General features: G+C 73.1%; 17 protein-coding genes and 1 tRNA gene. 14 read left to right on the top strand and 4 right to left on the bottom strand.

Features of this window, described 5'->3' with window-relative positions; all coding sequences use genetic code 11:
- Positions 1 to 40 precede the first annotated feature (40 nt).
- On the top strand, positions 41 to 880 hold the full coding sequence (gene rsmI, locus QOZ86_RS20315; RefSeq protein WP_284493788.1) for a 16S rRNA (cytidine(1402)-2'-O)-methyltransferase: 840 nt from the start codon (positions 41 to 43) through the stop codon (positions 878 to 880).
- A gap of 74 nt (positions 881 to 954) precedes the next feature.
- Here rsmI and QOZ86_RS20310 read toward each other — a convergent pair whose 3' ends face one another.
- Together QOZ86_RS20310 and corA are read right to left on the bottom strand one after the other, a co-directional pair.
- Entirely contained in the window at positions 955 to 1,878 is a 924-nt protein-coding gene (locus QOZ86_RS20310) for a DUF559 domain-containing protein (protein WP_284493787.1), read from the bottom strand.
- 190 nt (positions 1,879 to 2,068) lie between these two features.
- Positions 2,069 to 3,178, bottom strand: a complete 1,110-nt coding sequence (gene corA / locus QOZ86_RS20305; protein ID WP_284493786.1) for a magnesium/cobalt transporter CorA — start codon at positions 3,176 to 3,178, stop codon at positions 2,069 to 2,071.
- 195 nt (positions 3,179 to 3,373) lie between these two features.
- Here corA and QOZ86_RS20300 point away from each other — a divergent pair, with 195 nt between their 5' ends.
- The 7 genes from QOZ86_RS20300 (at position 3,374) to QOZ86_RS20270 (ending at position 11,198) form a co-directional block, all read left to right on the top strand.
- Positions 3,374 to 4,006 (top strand): hypothetical protein, encoded by a 633-nt coding sequence (locus tag QOZ86_RS20300; RefSeq protein ID WP_284493785.1) that lies wholly within the window; start codon positions 3,374 to 3,376, stop codon positions 4,004 to 4,006.
- Positions 4,007 to 4,213: 207 nt separating this feature from the next.
- Complete coding sequence (gene metG / locus QOZ86_RS20295) at positions 4,214 to 6,013, top strand: methionine--tRNA ligase (RefSeq protein WP_284493784.1); 1,800 nt, start codon at positions 4,214 to 4,216, stop codon at positions 6,011 to 6,013.
- Between the two features lie 73 nt (positions 6,014 to 6,086).
- Positions 6,087 to 6,995, top strand: coding sequence for a TatD family hydrolase (locus QOZ86_RS20290; protein WP_284493783.1), 909 nt, complete (start codon positions 6,087 to 6,089; stop codon positions 6,993 to 6,995).
- 127 nt (positions 6,996 to 7,122) lie between these two features.
- A complete protein-coding gene (locus QOZ86_RS20285) occupies positions 7,123 to 7,962 on the top strand; it encodes a hypothetical protein (protein ID WP_284493782.1) in 840 nt (279 codons plus the stop codon).
- 334 nt (positions 7,963 to 8,296) lie between these two features.
- On the top strand, positions 8,297 to 9,388 hold the full coding sequence (locus QOZ86_RS20280; RefSeq protein ID WP_284493781.1) for a resuscitation-promoting factor: 1,092 nt from the start codon (positions 8,297 to 8,299) through the stop codon (positions 9,386 to 9,388).
- Complete coding sequence (gene rsmA, locus QOZ86_RS20275) at positions 9,355 to 10,266, top strand: 16S rRNA (adenine(1518)-N(6)/adenine(1519)-N(6))-dimethyltransferase RsmA (RefSeq protein ID WP_284493780.1); 912 nt, start codon at positions 9,355 to 9,357, stop codon at positions 10,264 to 10,266. The genes QOZ86_RS20280 and rsmA overlap by 34 nt, the downstream gene beginning before the upstream one ends.
- Positions 10,263 to 11,198 carry a 4-(cytidine 5'-diphospho)-2-C-methyl-D-erythritol kinase gene (locus QOZ86_RS20270; RefSeq protein WP_284493779.1) on the top strand — a complete coding sequence of 312 codons (936 nt, stop codon included), beginning with the start codon at positions 10,263 to 10,265 and terminating at the stop codon, positions 11,196 to 11,198. Before rsmA ends, QOZ86_RS20270 begins: the two co-directional genes overlap by 4 nt.
- On the opposite strand, the gene QOZ86_RS20265 is transcribed toward QOZ86_RS20270, so the two are convergent.
- Entirely contained in the window at positions 11,195 to 11,806 is a 612-nt protein-coding gene (locus tag QOZ86_RS20265) for a TetR/AcrR family transcriptional regulator (protein ID WP_284493778.1), read from the bottom strand. The genes QOZ86_RS20270 and QOZ86_RS20265 overlap by 4 nt on opposite strands.
- Before the next feature lie 47 nt (positions 11,807 to 11,853).
- Positions 11,854 to 12,837 (bottom strand): acyl-CoA desaturase, encoded by a 984-nt coding sequence (locus tag QOZ86_RS20260; protein ID WP_284493777.1) that lies wholly within the window; start codon positions 12,835 to 12,837, stop codon positions 11,854 to 11,856.
- Positions 12,838 to 13,041: 204 nt separating this feature from the next.
- Here QOZ86_RS20260 and QOZ86_RS20255 point away from each other — a divergent pair.
- The 6 genes from QOZ86_RS20255 to QOZ86_RS20230 form a co-directional block, all read left to right on the top strand.
- Positions 13,042 to 13,117 (top strand) — tRNA-Gln (locus QOZ86_RS20255).
- A gap of 29 nt (positions 13,118 to 13,146) precedes the next feature.
- Positions 13,147 to 14,658, top strand: a complete 1,512-nt coding sequence (glmU, locus tag QOZ86_RS20250; RefSeq protein WP_284493776.1) for a bifunctional UDP-N-acetylglucosamine diphosphorylase/glucosamine-1-phosphate N-acetyltransferase GlmU — start codon at positions 13,147 to 13,149, stop codon at positions 14,656 to 14,658.
- Between the two features lie 14 nt (positions 14,659 to 14,672).
- Positions 14,673 to 15,653 (top strand): ribose-phosphate diphosphokinase, encoded by a 981-nt coding sequence (locus tag QOZ86_RS20245; protein ID WP_284493775.1) that lies wholly within the window; start codon positions 14,673 to 14,675, stop codon positions 15,651 to 15,653.
- 239 nt (positions 15,654 to 15,892) lie between these two features.
- Positions 15,893 to 16,606 (top strand): 50S ribosomal protein L25/general stress protein Ctc, encoded by a 714-nt coding sequence (locus tag QOZ86_RS20240; RefSeq protein WP_284493774.1) that lies wholly within the window; start codon positions 15,893 to 15,895, stop codon positions 16,604 to 16,606.
- An 8-nt stretch (positions 16,607 to 16,614) separates the two neighbouring features.
- On the top strand, positions 16,615 to 17,262 hold the full coding sequence (gene pth, locus QOZ86_RS20235; protein ID WP_284493795.1) for an aminoacyl-tRNA hydrolase: 648 nt from the start codon (positions 16,615 to 16,617) through the stop codon (positions 17,260 to 17,262).
- A gap of 166 nt (positions 17,263 to 17,428) precedes the next feature.
- Positions 17,429 to 19,054: SdiA-regulated/phytase-like domain-containing protein (locus tag QOZ86_RS20230; protein WP_284493773.1), on the top strand; the 1,626-nt coding region annotated here is incomplete at its 3' end.

The raw sequence follows: 19,054 nt of genomic DNA, 5'->3' as shown, positions 1-19,054 counted from the left end.
GGTGGGCCGGGGCGGCGCCCCGCCGTGACAGGCTGGCCGGGTGAGCGGACGGCTGGTGCTGGGTGGGGCGCCCCTCGGACAGTCCGGCGACGTCGGCCCGCGGCTGCGCGCCGCCATGGCGTCGGCCGACGTCCTGGCGTGCGAGGACACCCGCCGCCTCCACCGGCTCGCCACCGACCTCGAGGTGACGCTGTCCGGGCGCGTGGTCACCTTCCACGAGTCGGTGGAACGGGCCCGGCTGCCCGGGCTGCTGGCCGCCCTGTCCTCCGGCGCGACGGTGCTGCTGCTCACCGACGCCGGGATGCCGTCGGTCTCCGACCCCGGCTACACGCTGGTGCGGGCCGCCGTCGAGGCCGGGATCGAGGTCACCTCGGTGCCCGGACCGTCGGCGGTGACCACCGCGCTCGCGCTCTCCGGGCTGCCGGTCGACCGCTTCTGCTTCGAGGGATTCCTGCCCCGCAAGGGCGGCGAGCGCCGATCGCGGTTCGCCGGGCTGGCCGACGAGCGGCGGACGATGGTGTTCTTCGAGTCGCCGCACCGGCTGGCCGACGCGCTGGCCGACGCCGCCGGGGTGCTGGGCGACGATCGCCCGGCCGCCGTCTGCCGGGAGCTGACCAAGACCCACGAGGAGATCCGGCGCGGCGGCCTGGCCGAGCTCGCCGCGTGGGCGGCCGAGGGGGTTCGCGGCGAGATCACCCTGGTGGTCGCCGGGGCGCCGGAACGGGCGGTGGAGCTGACCCCGGCCGAGCTGGCGGCCGACGTCGCGGCGGAGGAGGCGTCCGGCGCCACCCGCAAGGACGCCATCCGCGCGGTCGTGCAGCGCACCGGCCTGCCGCGCCGCACCGTCTACGACGCCGTCGTCGCCGCCAAGGGCACCTGACGCCTTAGCGGCATAGGAAGCTTTACGTGCGTCTGGAGCTCGAAAACGCACGTAAAGCTTCCTATGCCCCGGGGTCAGCCGACTCGTAGCTGCGCCAGCCGGGTCCGGTAGGCCGCGACCACCCGCGCCCGGACGGCGTCCGGATCGCGCAGCACGTCGGCGTAGGTGAACCGGAGGACCACCCAACCCAGTGCGGCGAGCGCGCTGTCGCGAGCCAGATCCCTGCGCCGGTCCTCGGGGGAGGTGTGGTGCTGGGCTCCGTCGAGTTCCACGGCGAGCTTGACCTCCGGCCATGCGCGGTCGAGTCGGATGCCGCCGGTCGGCAGGTCGATGCGGTACTGGCCGAAGCCCGGGGGCATGGACCGGTGCCGGAAGACGTGCAGGACACCCATGGCCTCGAGTTCACTCTGGCAACCGTCCGCGATGAGGTCGATGGTCTGGCGGAGGCTGCGCCGTCCCGCGACGTTGGGACGCTCGGACAGGGCCTCGCCCAGCTGACCGGCCGTGACCAGCCGCCGGCGGGCGATGTCGAGTGCCAGCGGACGACGTTCGGCCGGAGCGAGCAGGGGCCACGAGTCGATCAGGCTGCGTGGGAGGGCGGTCACCCTCACGCCGAGCCGTTCCACGCACTGCGGGGATCCGGGGTCGAAGCGGAGTCTGCGGTGGACGCGGAGGTCCGGCGCCCCCGCTCGCCGGATGCGCTGGTCGACCGTGGCGTGGAGCGGGCGCTCGAGCCGGCGGACGCCCCACACGGCCAGTGCGGTGGTGTGGCTGAGTGCAGCCGGCGGTCCGACGTGCAGCAAGGCTGCCCGGAAGAGCGTCATGTCGTCCTCTGCCGCGTCGCGCAGGCGGTACACGTGGGGGAAGACCCGGACGAGGTTGCGCCGACCGATGTGCCCGTCCAGGACGACGCTCGGCACGTGCTCGAGCAGCTGCCTCCTGGTCGCCAGACCGCCGTTGGGCTGCATCGCCTCGCGGATCACCTGTCGCCAGTCCACGCGGGGAGGGTGCCGTGGACGGCGGTGCTCGTGCGGGGCCTACGGGGCTGCCTGTGGACAACCGGGCGGCCCAGGAGCGCGGCCCCTTGGAGGCATAGGAAGCTTCACCGGCGCATTGGGCCCTCGAGACGCATGTAAAGCTTCCTATGCCTCGGGGTGACCCTGCCTCGGCGGGCGACCCACTCCCTGCCTACAGCCAGCCGTTGCGCTTGAAACCGCGGTAGAGCAGCACGATGGCGGTGAAGATGACCAGCAGCACCGCCGGATAGCCCCACTTCTCGTCCAGCTCCGGCATGTACTCGAAGTTCATCCCGTAGATGCCGGCGATGGCCGTGGGGACGGCGATGATGCCGGCGTAGGCCGAGATCTTCCGCATGTCCTCGTTGTCGGCCATCTGCGTCCGGGCCAGCGACGCCTGCAGGATCGAGGTCAGCAGTTCGTCCATCCCCGCGACCTGGTCCCGCACGCGGATGGCGTGGTCCAGCACGTCGCGGAAGTAGGAGCGCATCGCCCCGGGGACGACGTCGACCGGCCGCTCGGCGAGCGTCTGCAGCGGCACCTCCAGCGGTGAGACCGCCCGCCGGAGCGACAGCAGCTCGCGCTTGAGCTGGTAGAGCCGGCCGACGTCGTCGGTGCGCTCGGGACTGAACACCGACGCCTCGAGTTCCTCGACGTCCTCCTCCACCGCCCCGGCGACCTCGACGAACGAGTCGACCACCAGGTCGGCGACGGCGTAGAGGACGGCGGACGGGCCCAGGCAGAGCAGTTCGCGCTGCTCTTCCAGACGCTGTCGCAGGTCGGCCAGGCCGCTGTGCTCGCCGTGCCGGACGGTGATCACGTACCGCGGACCGAGGAAGACCATCACCTCGCCGGTGTCGACGACCTCGCTGGTGGCGGTCAGCTCCTCGTGCTCGACGTAGGTGGCGGTCTTCAGCACCATGAACAGGGCGTCGTCGTAGCGCTCCAGCTTGGGCCGCTGGTGGGCGTAGACGGCGTCCTCGACGGCCAGCGGGTGCAGGCCGTACTCCTCGGCGATCGCCTCCAGCTCCGCCTCGGTGGGGGCGTAGAGGCCCAGCCAGACGTAGCCGCCGCATCCCTCCGCGACGCGGAGCGCGTCCTGCGGTGCGACGGCCGCTTGCCGGCGGCCGTCGACGTAGACGGCGCAGTCGATGACGGCGCCGGTCTCGGGCCGCCGCGGAGGCGTCCGCGGTCGCCGCCCGGCGGGCCGTGGTCGCAGCGTCGGCGGCGCGGCGGGTGCCAGCGGGAGCGGCGCGGCGGGTGGGGTGTCCCCGGTGCTCATCGCGGTCGCCTCCTCGCGGTCGGTCGGCAGGACGCGGTTGCAGCGTAGGGGGCGCCCGTACGAGCCTGCCGGGAGAGGGCGGTGCCGTGCCGGGCTGCCCCCCGATGGGGTGAGGGGACCCGACCGGGCGTCCAGGGAGCCGCCCCGGACGCCGACCAGACCGCAAGTCAGCCCACCGGTCAGGGAGAGAGCCTCGTGGCGAGCACCGTCCTCGACGTCCGCGACACCGTCGTGCCGGCCCGCGTCCGCACGTCCCGGCGGGTGCCGGGAGCCGCGCTGGCGGCGGGGCTGCTCGCCGTCCTCGAGGCCGTCGGTCTGCTCGCCACCGGACTGGCCCAGGTCGACCTCGTCCTGGCGTCCCCGACCCGGCCGGCCGGGTGGCTGATCGTGCTGGGCCTGGGCGGCCTGGCCGGCTGGATCGTGCTGTGCGGCGGTGGCGGTGCGGCGCTCATCGACGGCTCCGGCCGCAGGCTGGTGGTCCTCACCTCGTCGGTCGAGCTCTTCGTCGTGTCGCTGCTCGGTGTCCTCGCGGTCATGCTGCCGATGCCGGCCTGGCTGGCCGGTGGCGTGCCGCTGCCCCTCCTCTTCGCGCTCGCTGTCGCACTGCCGATCGGCAAGCTGCTCCTGTCCGACGCCCCGTCCGCCCGGCAGTGGGTGCTGCAGGGGCCGCGCGTGCGCACACGGCGGCCCGACCCGGTGGCCCACTACCGGGCGCTGTGCGCACTCACCCTGGGCGTGATCGCCTTGGGCCTGGGTGCGGTGGCCGTGGTGGGACCGACCGACGCGGGCCTCGGCAGCCCGGCCTCGAGCGCCGTCTACCAGCCCTGATCCCGGTCCCCGCCGCTCCGCCCGGCGACCGGCTGTCGCCGCGCCGCCACCACCCGTTCGGCGCCTCCGCTCGGCCGCTGCTCGGTCCTCCGTGACCACTCGGCTGCGCGCTCGCTCCGCTCCTCGCCCGCTGCGATGCTCACCCGCTGCCGGCCCGGGTCGCTCCCTGCGATGCTCGCGACTCCGTCGCTTCACTAGAGTCGGGCCGTGAGTGATCGGCACATCCTGACCGCAGTCGCCTGGCCCTACGCGAACGGGCCGCGGCACATCGGCCACGTCTCCGGGTTCGGCGTCCCCTCCGACGTCTTCAGCCGGTACCACCGCATGGCCGGGGACAAGGTCCTCATGGTCAGCGGGACCGACGAGCACGGCACCCCGATCACGGTCGCCGCCGACGCCGAGGGCATTCCGCCCCGGGAGATCGCCGACCGGAACAACCGGATCATCGTGGGCGATCTGCAGTCCCTCGGGCTGAGCTACGACCTCTTCACCCGGACGACGACGGCCAACCACGCCGCCGTCAGCCAGGAGATCTTCCTGGGCCTGCTGAAGAACGGGTACGTCTTCCCGAAGACGACGCTCGGTGCGATCAGCCCCTCGACCGGCCGCACCCTGCCCGACCGCTACATCGAGGGCACCTGCCCCATCTGCCAGTACGGCGGCGCGCGCGGCGACCAGTGCGACAACTGCGGGAACCAGTTGGACCCGATCGAGCTGATCAACCCGGTCAGCAAGATCAACGGTGAGACGCCGAAGTTCGTCGAGGAGGAGCACTACTTCCTCGACCTGCCGGCCTTCGCCCGGGCTCTGGGCGACTGGCTGGGCACGCGCAGGAGCTGGCGCCCCAACGTCCTCAACTTCAGCGTCAACCTGCTCGAGGACCTCAAGCCGCGCAGCTACACCCGCGACATCGACTGGGGCGTCCCGGTGCCGCTGGACGGCTGGCGCGACCGGCCGGACAAGCGCATCTACGTCTGGTTCGACGCCGTCGTCGGCTACCTGTCGGCGTCGATCGAGTGGGCCCGCCGGTCGGGCGACCCGGACGCCTGGCGGCAGTGGTGGCAGGAGCCGGACGCGGGTGCCTACTACTTCATGGGCAAGGACAACATCGTCTTCCACTCCGAGATCTGGCCCGCCCAGCTGCTCGGCTACAACGGCGCGGGCGACAAGGGCGGGACGCCGGGTTCCTACGGCCGGCTGAACCTGCCGACCGAGGTGGTCTCGAGCGAGTTCCTGACCATGGAGGGCCGCAAGTTCTCCTCCTCGCGGAACGTGGTCATCTACGTGCGGGACTTCCTCGCCCGGTACGACGCCGACGCGCTGCGCTATTTCATCGCCGTCGCCGGCCCGGAGAACCAGGACACCGACTTCACCTGGGCGGAGTTCCTGCGCCGCAACAACGACGAGCTGGTCGCGGGCTGGGGCAACCTGGTCAACCGGTCGGTGTCGATGGCGGCGAAGAACGTCGGCGCCGTCCCTACGCCAGGAGAGCTGACCGACGACGACCGCACGCTCCTGGCCACCACGTCCGGCGCGTTCGCTGCTGTGGGGGACCTGCTGTCGCGCAACCGGCAGAAGGCCGCGATCAACGAGGCGATGCGCGTCGTCGGCGAGGCGAACAAGTACCTGTCGGACCAGGCGCCGTGGAAGCTCAAGGAGGACCCGGCCCGCCGGGACACCGTCCTGCACACCGCGCTCCAGGCGATCAAGGACTGCAACGCCCTGCTGACGCCGTTCCTCCCGCACTCCTCGCAGCAGGTGCACGACCTGCTGGGCGGCACCGGCGTGTGGTCGGTAGCGCCGCAGATCGAGGAGGTCACCGACCTCGACGACGGATCGCCCTACCCGGTCATCACCGGCTCCTACGACGAGGGTCAGGCGGTGTGGGGATCGACGCCGCTGGCCGCGCCCGGCACGCCGCTGGCCCCGCCGAAGCCGATCTTCACCAAGCTGGATCCGTCGATCGTCGACGAGGAGATCCAGCGGCTGGAGGAGGGCGGCGGGTGAGCGAGCTCGCGAGCGAACGGATGAGCACAGTGCCCCGGCGGGAGCCGGCCCCGAGCGCCAGCGAGGGGGTGGATTGAGCAGGTCGGCCTCGTCTCGCGCCAACCGGCGGGGCGAGGCACCGCCGTCGCCCGAGCCGCTGCCGGCACCGGCGCTGGACAGCCACACCCACCTGGACATCGTCCTGGGAGAGCGCCCGGCGGACGGCGAGCACGGGGAGTGGGCCTCCGACGCGGCGGTCGACGCCGAGATCGCGGCGGCCGAGGCGGTCGGCATCCCGCGGCTCGTGCAGGTCGGTGTCGACGTCGCTTCGTCCCGGTGGTCGGCGGAGCTGGCCGCCCGGCACCCGAACGTGCTGGCCGCCGTCGCGCTGCACCCCAACGAGGCGGGGCAGGGGAAGGCGGAGGGCCAGTGGCTGGACACAGCGCTGGCCGAGATCGACCGGCTGGCCGCGCTGCCCCGGGTGCGAGCCGTCGGGGAGACCGGCCTGGATCGCTTCCGCACCGGACCCGAGGGCTGGGCGGCCCAGGAGGCGTCGTTCCGGGCGCACATCCGGATCGCCAAGGAGCACGGCGTCGCGCTGGTCATCCACGACCGGGACGCCCACGAGGAGATCCTCCGCGTGCTCGAGGACGAGGGCGCCCCCGAGCACACGGTCTTCCACTGCTTCTCCGGGGACGCCGTGTTCGCGAGGGCCTGCGTCGAGCGGGGCTACGTGCTCTCCTTCGCGGGCACGCTCACGTTCGGCAACGCCGCCTACCTGCGCGAGGCCGCGGCGCTCACCCCGCCCGGGCAGCTGCTCGTGGAGACCGACTCGCCCTTCCTGACCCCGATGCCGCACCGCGGCCGCCCGAACTCCTCCCGGCTCGTGCCGCACACCGTGCGCGTGCTCGCCGAGGTGACCGGTACCGACCTCGCCGAGCTGTGTGGTCACCTGACCCGCACCGCCGAACGCGTCTTCGGCAGCTGGGAGAAGGACGACTGACCCAGCCGGGGACGGCGTCCTGACGACGGGGGGCCGGAGGCTCCCCAGAGGAAGGACGGGAAGGGCTCAGCGCAACTGGCACCGGCAATTGGTGGCGGTGTCGTCCGATAGGACGACAATCAACACCGTGGGTCGTCTCATCGCGGTCGTTGTCTTCGTCGCTCTGCTGGTCCCCGGCGTGCTCCTGGCCCGGGCATGGGGCCTGGCGGCTGGTCGTCGTGCGGTCGCCTCCGCGGCCGTGGAGTTCACCGAGCCGAGTGCCGAGGGGGCGGCGACGTTGCGGCGCCAGGCGGCGCACGGGCGCCGCTGGCGCCTGCTGGGCCTGCTGCTGGGTGTCGTGGGCATCGTCGGGAGCGTGGTGGTGCTCGCCGAGGCCTCGGTCTTCCTCTGGCTGCCGGTCCTCGCCGTGGGGTTGCTCGCCGGGGTGCTGCTGGCCGAGGTGACCCGCCCGCGTCCGCGCTGGGCGCTGGCGTCCCCGGCCCGCCGCCCGCGGCAGGCGGAGCAGGTCTCGGGCTGGCTGCTGTGGACCATGCGCGCGGTGGTGCTGGCCGAGCTGGTCACGGCCGGGTCGTTGTGGTCCTCCGGGAACCTGGGTGGCGCGGCCGCCTGGGCGGTCGTCGGCGTACCGCTGCTCGCGTGGCTGCTGGCCGAGGCCACGCTGCTCCGGGCGCTGCTCCGGCCGATGCCGGCCGACGGGGCGGACGTCCCGGTCGACGAGGCGCTGCGGACGTGGACGGCGCACCTCGTGGTGGCGGCAGCCAGCGTGACCGCACTGCTGCCCTTCGGGACGCTGCTGCTGCGGGCCGGTCTCGACCAGGGGGAGCGGGTGAGCGAGAGCTTCGACGTCCTGCCCGTGGCCCTGGTCGCAGGTGGGTTCTCCGCACTGGCGGCGGGGATCGCGGTGGCCGGTTTCCTGCTGAGCTGGCTGCGACCGGTGCGGTCGAGCGCTCCCGCGCTCGCGGGCTGAGCAACGGCGCCCTGCCCGGCTGGGTGCCGTCCTACGCCGTGCGCTTGCTCACAGCGGGTGCGGGGCGTCGAGGTCGACACATCGGCATGTCACCAACTCTCCGTCTCGGCGCGTCGACTCTGTGCAACCGTCAGCGTCTGTTTCACTACGCGTGCAGCATTGCCACACGCAGACTGCTCGTTATCGTGTCGTGACCGACAGCCGGGGTGGAGAGCGACCCGGGTGCCGCACTGCTCCGGGTTCCCGGCGGTCGTCGCCCGAGTCGCAGCCCGTCCGGGCCGCCCCGGCGGCCCAGGCGCTCTCCTGCCCGGGTTCTGTGACCCCTGGAAGTGTCGTGCGTCGCTCCTTGCAGCTCAGCCTCTTCGCTCTCGTCCTCCTCGGGCTGGTGGGCGGGACGCTGGCCTTCTTCCTCGCCCAGAAGTCCGTCGCGCTCACCGTCGACGGGCAGACCCGTGACGTCGGCACCTATGCCGGCACCGTCGGGGAGGTACTGGAGGAGGAGGGGCTCGCCCTCGCCGCCCACGACGTCGTCCTCCCGGCGGCCGACCAGGCGCTGTCCGACGGCGACGCCGTCGTCCTCAACCGCGCCCGGCCGCTCGAGCTCACCGTCGACGGCGTCTCGCGCGAGGTGCACGTGACCGCCCTGTCGGTCGAGGAGGCGCTGGACCAGCTGGGCTTCCGCACCGACGGCCTGGTCCTGTCGGCCAGCCGCGCCGAGCGTCTTCCGCTCGGGGGCATGCAGCTGACGATCACCACCCCCAAGGACGTCGTGCTGGTCGCCGACGGCCAGGAGCGGGTGGTCACCACGACGGCGGCCACGGCCGGCGACCTGCTCGCCGAGCAGGGGATCGTGCTCAGCGAGACCGACCGCACCAGCCTCTACCTCGAGCAGGGCCTGCTCAACCGCATGCGGCTGCAGGTGTACCGGGTGCAGGTCTCCGAGGTCACCGAGACGGCTCCTATCGCGCACGGCCGGGTGGAGACCGCGAACGCCGAGGCCTTCGAAGGGGACGACGAGGTCACCCAGCAGGGCGTCGACGGCGAGCAGGCCACCACCTACCGCGTGACCGTCGTCGACGGCCAGGAGACCAGCCGGGAGCAGCTCTCCAGCACGGTCACCCGCGCGCCGGTCGACGAGCACGTCACGGTCGGGACCAAGGCCCGTCCCGCCAACAGCCCCACGGCCGACGGCCTGAACTGGGCTGCGCTGGCCGCGTGCGAGTCCGGCGGACGTCCCGGTGCCGTCAGCTCGACCGGTAAGTACCGCGGGATGTACCAGTTCTCCCAGGCCACCTGGAACGCCGTCGGCGGCACCGGGGACCCGGCCGCGGCGTCGGCCGACGAGCAGACCTTCCGGGCCCAGCTGCTCTACCAGCGCTCCGGTGCCGGCCAGTGGCCGCACTGCGGGCCCCGCCTGTTCGGCTGATCGGATCGGCGCTGAACACCGTCCCTGAGCAGACCGACGGGCTGCTGGGCCCGGCCGCCATCCGCGACCTGGCCCAGCAGCTCGACCTGCGTCCCACGAAGTCCCTCGGCCAGAACTTCCTGCACGACGCCAACACGATCCGGCGGATCGTGCGCACCGCCGGTGTGCGGCCGGACGACGTGGTGCTCGAGGTGGGCCCCGGCCTCGGTTCGCTGACCCTCGGGCTGCTGCCGGCCGCGGCACGGGTGACGGCCGTGGAGATCGACCCGCGGCTCGCGTCCCTCCTCCCGGTCACGGTGGGCGATCGCCGGCCGGACCTGGCCGACCGGCTCACGGTGGTGGAGGGCGACGCCCTGCGGGTAACCGACCTCCCGGGCCCGCCGCCCACCGCGCTGGTCGCGAACCTGCCCTACAACGTGGCGGTGCCGGTGCTGCTGCACCTGCTGGAGCTGCTGCCGAGCCTCGACCGCGCGCTGGTCCTCGTGCAGGCCGAGGTGGCCGAACGGCTGGCCGCAGGACCGGGCGCCCCCGCATACGGCGTGCCGTCGGTCAAGGCGGCCTGGTACGGCGAGGTGCGTCGCGCCGGCAACGTCGGCCGCCGGGTCTTCTGGCCCGAGCCCAACGTCGACTCGGGTCTGGTCGGGCTGGTCCGCCGTCCACCGCCGCCGGGCGACCGGCAGGCGACCTTCGCCGTCGTGGACGCCGCCTTCGGCATGCGGCGCAAGGGTCTGCGTGCCGCGCTGGCCCGCTGGGCGGGGAGCCCGGCCGCGGCCGAGACCCGGCTGCGCGCCGCGGGCATCGACCCGTCGGCCCGTGGCGAGCAGCTGTCGGTCACCGACTTCGCCCGCCTGGCCGCGACCGACCCGGTGCAGCAGTGACCGTCCGGGAGCCGGTGGTCGTCCGTGCGCCGGCGAAGATCAACGTGCACCTGGGCGTGGGCCCCCTGCGCGGTGACGGCTTCCATGCCCTGCACACGGTCTACCTCGCCGTGTCGCTGTACGACACGGTGACCGTCCGCCCCGGTGAGGGGCTGTCGCTGACCGTGTCCGGGGAGGGCGCCGGGGCGACGACCGGCCCCGGTCAGGTCCCGGCTGGACCCACGAACCTCGCCTGGCGGGCGGCCGAGCTGCTGGCCGACCACGCCGGTGTCCGTCCGGACGCCGCGATGGACGTCGCCAAGCGCATCCCCGTCGCCGCCGGCCTGGCCGGGGGGAGTGCGGATGCCGCGGCGACCCTGGTCGCGCTGGACGCCCTGTGGGGCACCCGGGCAGCTCGTGCGGACCTGCTGGGTCTGGCGGCGCAGCTGGGCAGCGACGTGCCCTTCGCGCTGACCGGTGGCGCCGCGCTCGGCACCGGACGGGGGGAGCAGGTGTCCCCGGTCCTGGCCGGCGGCCGGTCGCACTGGGTGCTCGGCATCGCCGGCGAGGGCCTGTCCACGCCGGCCGTCTACGCCGAGCTGGACCGGCTGCGCGCCACCGGCCGGGTGCCCGACGTGACCGAGCCGACGCCGGCGGAGCCGGTTCTCGCCGCCTTGCGTGGTGGTGCGGCGGGCGAGCTCGCGCGCTCGCTGATCAACGACCTGCAGCCGGCCGCGCTCAGCCTGCGGCCGGACCTGCGCCGGGCGCTGCGCGCGGCTGGGGATGCCGGTGCCGCGGCCGCCGTGGTCAGCGGCTCGGGGCCCACCGTCGCGGCGCTCGCGAGCGACGAGCAGGCTGCCGTCCGGCTGGCGGCCGAGCTCGCCGGTGTCGGCGTGTTCCGGGCCGTGCGGGCCGTCACCGGCCCGGTGCCCGGAGCCCGGGTCGTCTGCTAGGAGCCGCTCGCCCGTCCGTCCAGCGGGCCGGGGTGCCGCTCGAGGTGGGACAGTCCGTCGTAGGCGAGGTCGACCAGCTGGGCAGCCACCTCGTGCTTGCCGGGGGAGCGTGCGTCCAGCCACCACTGGCCGGCCAGCGCCACCATGCCGACCAGCGCCTGGCTGTAGAGCCCGGCCAGCTCCGGCCGGTAGCCGCGGGTGGCGAACTCACGCGCGAGGACGTGCTCGACTTTGCGCGCGACCTCCCCGAGTAGGGACCCGGACGAGCCGGCCCCGCTGCTCACCGGCGCGTCCCGGACCAGCACCCGGAAGCCGTCGGTGTCCTGCTCGATGTACTCCAGCAGGACCAGCGCGGCGCGCTCCAGCAGCTCGCGGGGATGGCCGGGGGCCGACAGCGCCGTCCCGAACCGGCTGAGCAGCCGGTGCATCTCCCGGTCGACCACGACGGCGTGCAGCCCCTGCTTGCCGCCGAAGTGCTCGTAGACCACCGGTTTGCTCACCCCGGCGGAGGCGGCGATCTCCTCGACGGAGGTGGCTGCGAACCCGTGCTCCGCGAACAGCGCCCGCCCGACGTCGAGCAGTTGGCGGCGCCGCTCCGGGCCGGGCATGCGCACACGTGCCCGGCCCGGCCCGGGGACCGCCGGGGAGGCGACCGTCAGTTGCCGGCCGCCGCGGGGACCCGCTTGGCCGCGAGACGCACCGGATCCGGCCACTTGACGTTCCACGCCCAGCCGAGCTTCTCGAAGATCCAGATCACCCGGGCGCTGATGTCGATCTGGCCGCGCAGCACACCGTGCCGGGCGCAGGTCGGGTCGGCGTGGTGCAGGTTGTGCCACGACTCGCCCGCGCTGAGGATCGCCAGCGGCCAGAAGTTGGTGGCGCGGTCCCGGGAGACGAAGGGCCGGTCACCCACCACGTGGCACACCGAGTTGATCGACCAGGTGACGTGGTGCAGCAGCCCGATGCGCACCAGTCCGGCCCAGAAGAACGCCGTCCAGGCGCCGGCCCAGCTCGTCGTCACCAGGCCGCCGATGACGGCCGGCAGGAAGAGGCTGACGGCGGCCCAGACCACGAACAGCCGGCCGGTGGTGACCAGCGCGGAGTCCTTGAGCAGGTCGGGGGCGTAGCGCTCCTGGTTGGTCTTCCGCCGCTCGAACAGCCAGCCCAGGTGGGCGTGGAACATGCCCTTGAGCAGGGCGCGGGCACCGGTGCCGTAGCGCCACGGCGAGTGCGGGTCGCCCTCGCGGTCGGAGAACGCGTGGTGCCGCCGGTGGTCGGCCACCCACTGGACGACCGGCCCCTGTATCGCCATGGAGCCCGCGACGGCCAGCAGCAGCCGCAGCGGCCGCCGGGCCTTGAACGAGCCGTGCGTGAAGTAGCGGTGGTAGCCGACCGTCACGCCCAGCAGGGTGAAGAAGTAGAAGCCGATCGCCAGCCCGACGTCGAGCCAGGACAGGCCCCAACCCCACACGGCCGGGACGATCGCGGCGATGGCCAGGAACGGCACCACCACGAAGACGTAGAGCGTGATGATCTCCAGCGCGCTCTTGTGCCGGCCGATCGCGTTGACCGGCAGCCCGGCGTGCGGATCTGCGGGGCGCGGCGGAGCCATGGGCCGGGTACGGGCGGGAGCGGACAAGGGGCCTCCGGGCGACCGAGGTGGGGAACGGCCGGCCCACGCTGGTCCCGGCTATCTGGTCGCAAGCTACGGCACCGTAGGGAAGGCGGCGACCGCAGCGGCCGGGAGGACGCGGCGACCGGATGCCCTCTCCCTCGCAGGGGCCCTAGGCTCGCGGGGGCGCCGGTGCACCGGCGCCCCCCGGAGCCGGACCCGGCACCGGGATGGGGGATGGGGTAATCGGCAGCCCGCCGGCCTTTGGAGCCGGGAAGTCTCGGTTCGAGTCCGAGTCCCCCAGCCACACGTCGTCGTCGCCGACCGAGGAGAGCCGTGAACCACGTCCAGCCGGCCACCGCAGCAGAGCCTGCTCCGGCGGTGGCCGCCGTCGTCGTCCTGGCAGCTGGGCAGGGCACGCGCATGCGCTCGTCGCGCCCCAAGGTGCTGCACGCCCTCGGTGGGCGGAGCATGCTCGGCCACGTCCTCGCCGCCACCGCTCCGCTGGCTGCCGGCACCACGGTCGTGGTGGTCGGGGCCGGGCGGGAAGCCGTGCGCGAGCACCTGTCCGTGATCGCTCCCGGCGCCCTGGCGGTCGTGCAGGAGGAGCAGCGCGGTTCCGGCCACGCCGCCGCCGTCGCCCTCGCCGCGATGCCGCAGGTGGAGGGGCCGGTCCTGCTGGTCAACGGCGATGCGCCGCTGCTGCGTGCCGCGACGGTGCGCCATCTGGTCGCCGAGCACACCACGTCCGGGAACATGCTCACCGTCCTCACCGCCGAGGTCGAGGACCCGACCGGCCTCGGCCGCATCGTCCGGGATGGCGACGGGGCGGTGCGCGCCATCGTCGAGCAGCGGGACGCGACGCCGGAGCAGCGCGCGCTCCGCGAGATCAACGCCGGGGTGTACGTGGGCGACGCCGCCGCGGTGCGCGCCGCGCTCGGCCGCATCGGCGAGGACAACGAGCAGGGCGAGCAGTACTTCACCGATGTCCTCGGTCTGCTGGTCGCCGACGGTGCGCCCGTCGGGGGATCGGTCGCCGAGGACCCCGACGACGTGCTCGGCTGCAACGACCGCAAGGAGCTCGCCGCCCGACGCCGGACCCTGAACGACCGGGTGCTGGACGAGCTGATGCGCGAGGGCGTCACCGTCGTGGACCCGCAGACGACGTGGGTCGACGTCACCGTGACGGTCGGCCCGGACGCGGTCCTCCGGCCGGGGACCCAGCTCGAGGGGGCGACCTCGATCGGAGGAGGAGCGGAGGTGGGCCCGGACACCACCCTGGTCGACACCGAGGTCTCCGAGGGGGCCACGGTGGTGCGCACCCACGCCGTCGGGGCGCGCATCGGTCCCCAGGTCTCGGTCGGGCCGTTCGCCTACCTCCGGCCGGGCACCGTCCTCGGCCCACGGGCGAAGGTAGGCACCTTCGTCGAGACGAAGAACGCCCAGGTGGGGGAGGGGGCGAAGGTGCCGCACCTGTCCTACGTCGGCGACGCCACGATCGGCCGCGGCACCAACATCGGGGCGGCGACGGTGTTCGTGAACTACGACGGCGTCACCAAGCACCGCACGACGATCGGCGACCACGCCCGCACCGGTGCCGACAACATGTTCGTGGCGCCGGTGACGGTAGGGGACGGCGCATACACCGCCGCCGGGTCGGTCATCACCTCCGACGTCCCCCCGGGAGCGATGGCCGTGGCTCGGGCACCGCAGCGCAATGTGGCAGGCTGGGTTCGTCGCCGACGGTCCGGCACCCCCGCTGCGGAGGCCGCGGCAGCGGCGGAGAGCCGGGCCGAGGCGCCCCGGGAGGACCGGTCCGAGTCCTCCCGTGCGGACTCCGACAGCTAGGGACAGCAGAGCCGATGAGCGTGATCCGGCAGACGACGAACAAGAGCCTCATGCTCTTCTCCGGTCGGGCCTACCCGGCACTGACCGATGAGATCGCCGGCCACCTGGGCGTGACGCCGACCCCGACGGCGGCCTACGAGTTCGCCAACGGAGAGCTCTTCGTGCGGTTCGAGGAGTCGGTGCGCGGCTGCGACGCCTTCGTGGTGCAGAGCCACACCGCGCCGATCAACACCTGGCTCATGGAGCAGCTGATCATGGTGGACGCGCTCAAGCGCGCGTCGGCGAAGCGGATCACCGTGGTGGCGCCCTTCTTCCCGTACGCCCGGCAGGACAAGAAGCACCGCGGCCGCGAGCCCATCTCCGCCCGGCTCGTCGCCGACATGTTCAAGACGGCGGGCGCCGACCGGCTGATGACGGTCGACCTGCACACCGCCCAGATCCAGGGCTTCTTCGACGGCCCGGTGGACCACCTGTTCGCCCTGGACCTGCTGGTCTCCCACGTGTGCGAGCGCTGGGGCGACCGGGACATCACCGTCGTCTCGCCCGACTCGGGCCGGGTACGCGTGGCCGAGCGCTGGACCGACAAGCTCGGCGGCGTCCCGCTGGCCTTCATCCACAAGACCCGCGACCCGCTGCGCCCGAACGAGGTCGTCGCCAACCGCGTGGTCGGTGAGGTCGAGGGCCGGGTCTGCATCCTCGTCGACGACATGATCGACACCGGCGGCACCATCGTGAAGGCCGCCGAGACCCTCTTCGAGGCCGGCGCCGCCGACGTCATCGTCACCGCGACCCACGGCGTGCTCTCCGGTCCCGCGGTGGACCGGCTGAAGAATAGCCAGGTCAGCGAGGTCATCGTGACCAACACGCTGCCCATCGAGCCCGCCCGTCACTTCGACAAGCTGACCGTCCTGTCCATCGCGCCCCTGATCGCGCGGGCCATCAAGGCCGTCTTCGAGGACGACTCCGTCACCTCGTTGTTCGACGGCGCCAGCTGAGCCGCGCTCTTGCGGTTCTTCTGCCGCTCCTGCGGTCGTGCACTACCGCTCGAGCGGCAGGGACACCGCAAGGCAGGGCGGGCGGACGGCGGGGCTGCACGTGCGGGTACGCTGGTCCGCGTTGCCCGGCGAGGGAGTGGTCCGTCCGCTCCGTGATCGACGTGCGTGTGCCCCTGTGGGGTGTGTCGCGCCCGGTCGCCGGCACGCACGCAGACCCTCTTCGCTAGGAGCACACCACCGTGGCTGACTTCCGCCTCGACGCCGAGACCCGCACCGAGTTCGGCAAGGGCAGCGCACGCCGCACCCGCCGCGCCGGGCGCGTCCCCGCCGTCCTCTACGGGCACGGCCAGGACGTCGTCCACCTGTCCCTGCCGGCCCTCGAGTTCGCCGCGGTCCTGCGCAACGGCGGCAGCAACGCGCTGATCACCGTCGTGCTCGACGGCACGGAGCACCTGGCGCTGGCCAAGGCGGTGCAGCGGGACCCGCTGACCCGCGTGCACGAGCACGTCGACCTGCTCGCGGTCCGCCGCGGCGAGAAGACCACCGTCGACGTGCCGATCGTGATCGTCGGCGAGCCGGCGCCCGACTCCATCCCGAACCACCAGCTCAACACCGTCTCGATCGAGGCCGACGCGACCCGGCTGCCCGACAACATCGAGGTGGACGTCACCGGCCGCGAGGCCGGCCAGGGCATCACCGCCGGCGATCTCGTGCTGCCGGCCGGTTCCACGCTGGTCACCGACTCGGACGCGCTGGTCATCGGCTTCCTGGGTGCGCCCACCGCCGAGGCGCTCGAGGCGGAGCTGGCCGAGGCCGAAGCCGAGGTCGGCATCGAGCGCGAGGAGTCCGACGAGGCGGCCGAGGGGACCGGCGAGGGCGACATCGTGCCCGAGCCCCTCGACCAGGGCAGCGGCGAGTCGATGGACGCCGCCGAGAACAGCAAGAACGACTGAGGCATCCGCTGACCGAGAGCACGGCCCGCAGGGGCGCCGGCGACGCCGGCGCCCCTGCGGCGTCCCCGGTCCCCGACGGCCCGTTCCTCGTCGTCGGGCTGGGGAACCCCGGCCCGGGCTATGCCGGCAACCGGCACAACGTGGGAGCCATGGTCCTCGAGGAGCTGGCCCGCCGGGCAGGGATCAAGCCGGCCCCCGGCAAGGGAGCCCGCGCCCGGGCGGTCGCCGGTGAAGGCCGGCTGGCCGGCCGGCGCGTGGTGCTGGCAGTGCCTTCCACCTACATGAACGAGTCCGGCGGCCCGGTCCGGGGGCTGCTGGACTACTACAAACTCCTGCCCGAGCAGCTGGTCGTCCTCCACGACGAGCTGGACATCCCGTTCGGTACGGTCCGGCTCAAGCGCGGCGGTGGCGAAGGCGGCCACAACGGGCTCCGCTCGATCACCCGCTCCGCCGGCAGCAAGGAGTACCTGCGGGTCCGCGTGGGCATCGGCCGCCCGCCCGGCCGGCAGGATCCCGCCGACTTCGTGCTCAAGGACTTCTCCGGTGCCGAGCGCAAGGAGCTCGACCTGCTCCTGGTCGAGGCCGCCGACGCGGTCGCCGTGCTGCTCGAACGTGGCCTCGAGCAGGCCCAGAACGAGGTGCATCCCCGCAGCTGAGGCGGTGTGCTCCCGTGCCCGCCCGAGCAGATCCTGGTGGTCACCGCGTTCTCGCTCAATGACACGGAGTGAGGAAAAGTCCCTCATCCGTGCCGCTTTTTGACGGATCGTGAACATGTGCGGAAGCTGAACTGGCCCAGTCCCGCAACACGAGGATGAGTCTGTCTTGAAATTGTCACGGGGTTTCCGCATCACTCTCGTCGCCGGCCTGGTTGGTGGTGCGGCCGTCGTGCCGGCCGTCGCCGCGCAGGCGAAGAGCCTCGAGGCCACACTGGTGGCCACCCGATCGACGTCCACGTGGGAACGGCCGAGTCCCGACCCGTCCGGCATCACGTACAACCCGGCGACGCGCCAGCTGATCATCGGCGACGGGGAGGTCGAGGAGACGCCGCTGTACGCAGGGACGAACCTCTTCCTCTCCAGCCTCGACGGCGTGCAGGCCGGGTTCCCCGGCGGCACCACCCAACCCCATTCCAACGAGCCCACCGGTGTCAGCTACCGGCCCGCCGACGGCCACCTGTTCGTCTCCGACGACGACCTCGACCGGGTGTTCCAGTTCGGGCCCGGGCCGGACGGTCGCCACGGGACGTCCGACGACAGCGTCACCTCCTTCTCCACGCGGCCGAGCGGCGACACCGATGCGGAGGGCGTCGCTGTCGACACGGGTTTCACGTCCAACGGCCACCTGCTCGTCATGGACGGCATCGGTGAGGAGGTCTACGACTACGGGCCCGGTCGCAACGGCGTCTTCGACGGCGCGCCGGACGCGGGAGGGGACGACACGGTCACGCAGTTCGATGTCGAGCGCTACGGGGCCATGGACCCCGAGGGCATCGAGTTCCACTCGGCGCGCAACACGATCCTCGTCCTGGACGACATCAGCGAGACGGTCTACGAGCTGAGCCGGCAGGGCGAACTCCTCAACACCATCAGCATCGCGGCCGCTCGGCCGAAGAGCGTGGCGGGCATCGCCCTTGCACCGGCGAGCGACGGCTCAGGCGCTCAGCACCTCTACATCGTCGACCGTGGTGTCGACAACGACTTCAACCCTGACGAGAACGACGGACGCTTCTACGAGATGGCGGTGACGTTCCCGCCACTCGAGAGTGCGCACAGCCCGATCGGGAGCCTGGACGGGGTGGCGGTGTCGGGGTCGACGGTGTCGGCTCGTGGGTGGACCTTGGACCCGGATGTGCCGGGGACGCCGATCAGCGTGCACGTGTACGTCGATGGCCGGGCGGTGGCGGCGGTGGCCGCGGATGGGTCGCGGCCGGATGTGGGCCGGGTGTACCCGGGGGCCGGGGACGATCACGGCTTCGGCTGGTCGGCGACGTTGGTGGCCGGGTCGCACCAGGTGTGCGCCTATGCGATCAACGCGGGGGGCGGGTCGACCAACCCGCTGCTGGGCTGCCGCACGGTGAGCGTGGGCTCGGGCGGGGCTGCGCCGGTGGGTCATCTGGACGGGGTGGCGGTGTCGGGGTCGACGGTGTCGGCTCGCGGGTGGACTCTCGACCCGGATGTGCCGGGGACGTCGATCGACGTGCACGTGTACGTCGATGGCCGGGCGGCGGCGGCGGTGGCCGCGGATGGGTCGCGGCCGGATGTGGGCCGGGTGTACCCGGCGGCCGGGGACGACCACGGCTTCGGCTGGTCGGCGACGTTGGCGGCCGGGTCGCACCAGGTGTGCGCCTATGCGATCAACGCGGGGGGCGGGTCGACCAACCCGCTGCTGGGCTGCCGCACGGTGAGCGTGGGCTCGGGCGGGGCTGCGCCGGTGGGTCATCTGGACGGG

Origin of the sequence: Blastococcus capsensis (assembly GCF_030165005.1) — a bacterium.
GTDB lineage: Bacteria > Actinomycetota > Actinomycetes > Mycobacteriales > Geodermatophilaceae > Blastococcus > Blastococcus capsensis.
This window is presented reverse-complemented; position numbering and strand designations above follow the sequence as displayed.

Bases quoted from the DNA above. Each gene is read 5' to 3' on its own strand.
- QOZ86_RS20245 (WP_284493775.1), top strand. From the start codon at position 14,673: ATGAGCGTGATCCGGCAGACGACGAACAAGAGCCTCATGCTCTTCTCC.
- corA (WP_284493786.1), bottom strand. From the start codon at position 3,178: ATGAGCACCGGGGACACCCCACCCGCCGCGCCGCTCCCGCTGGCACCC.
- QOZ86_RS20265 (WP_284493778.1), bottom strand. From the start codon at position 11,806: ATGCCCGGCCCGGAGCGGCGCCGCCAACTGCTCGACGTCGGGCGGGCG.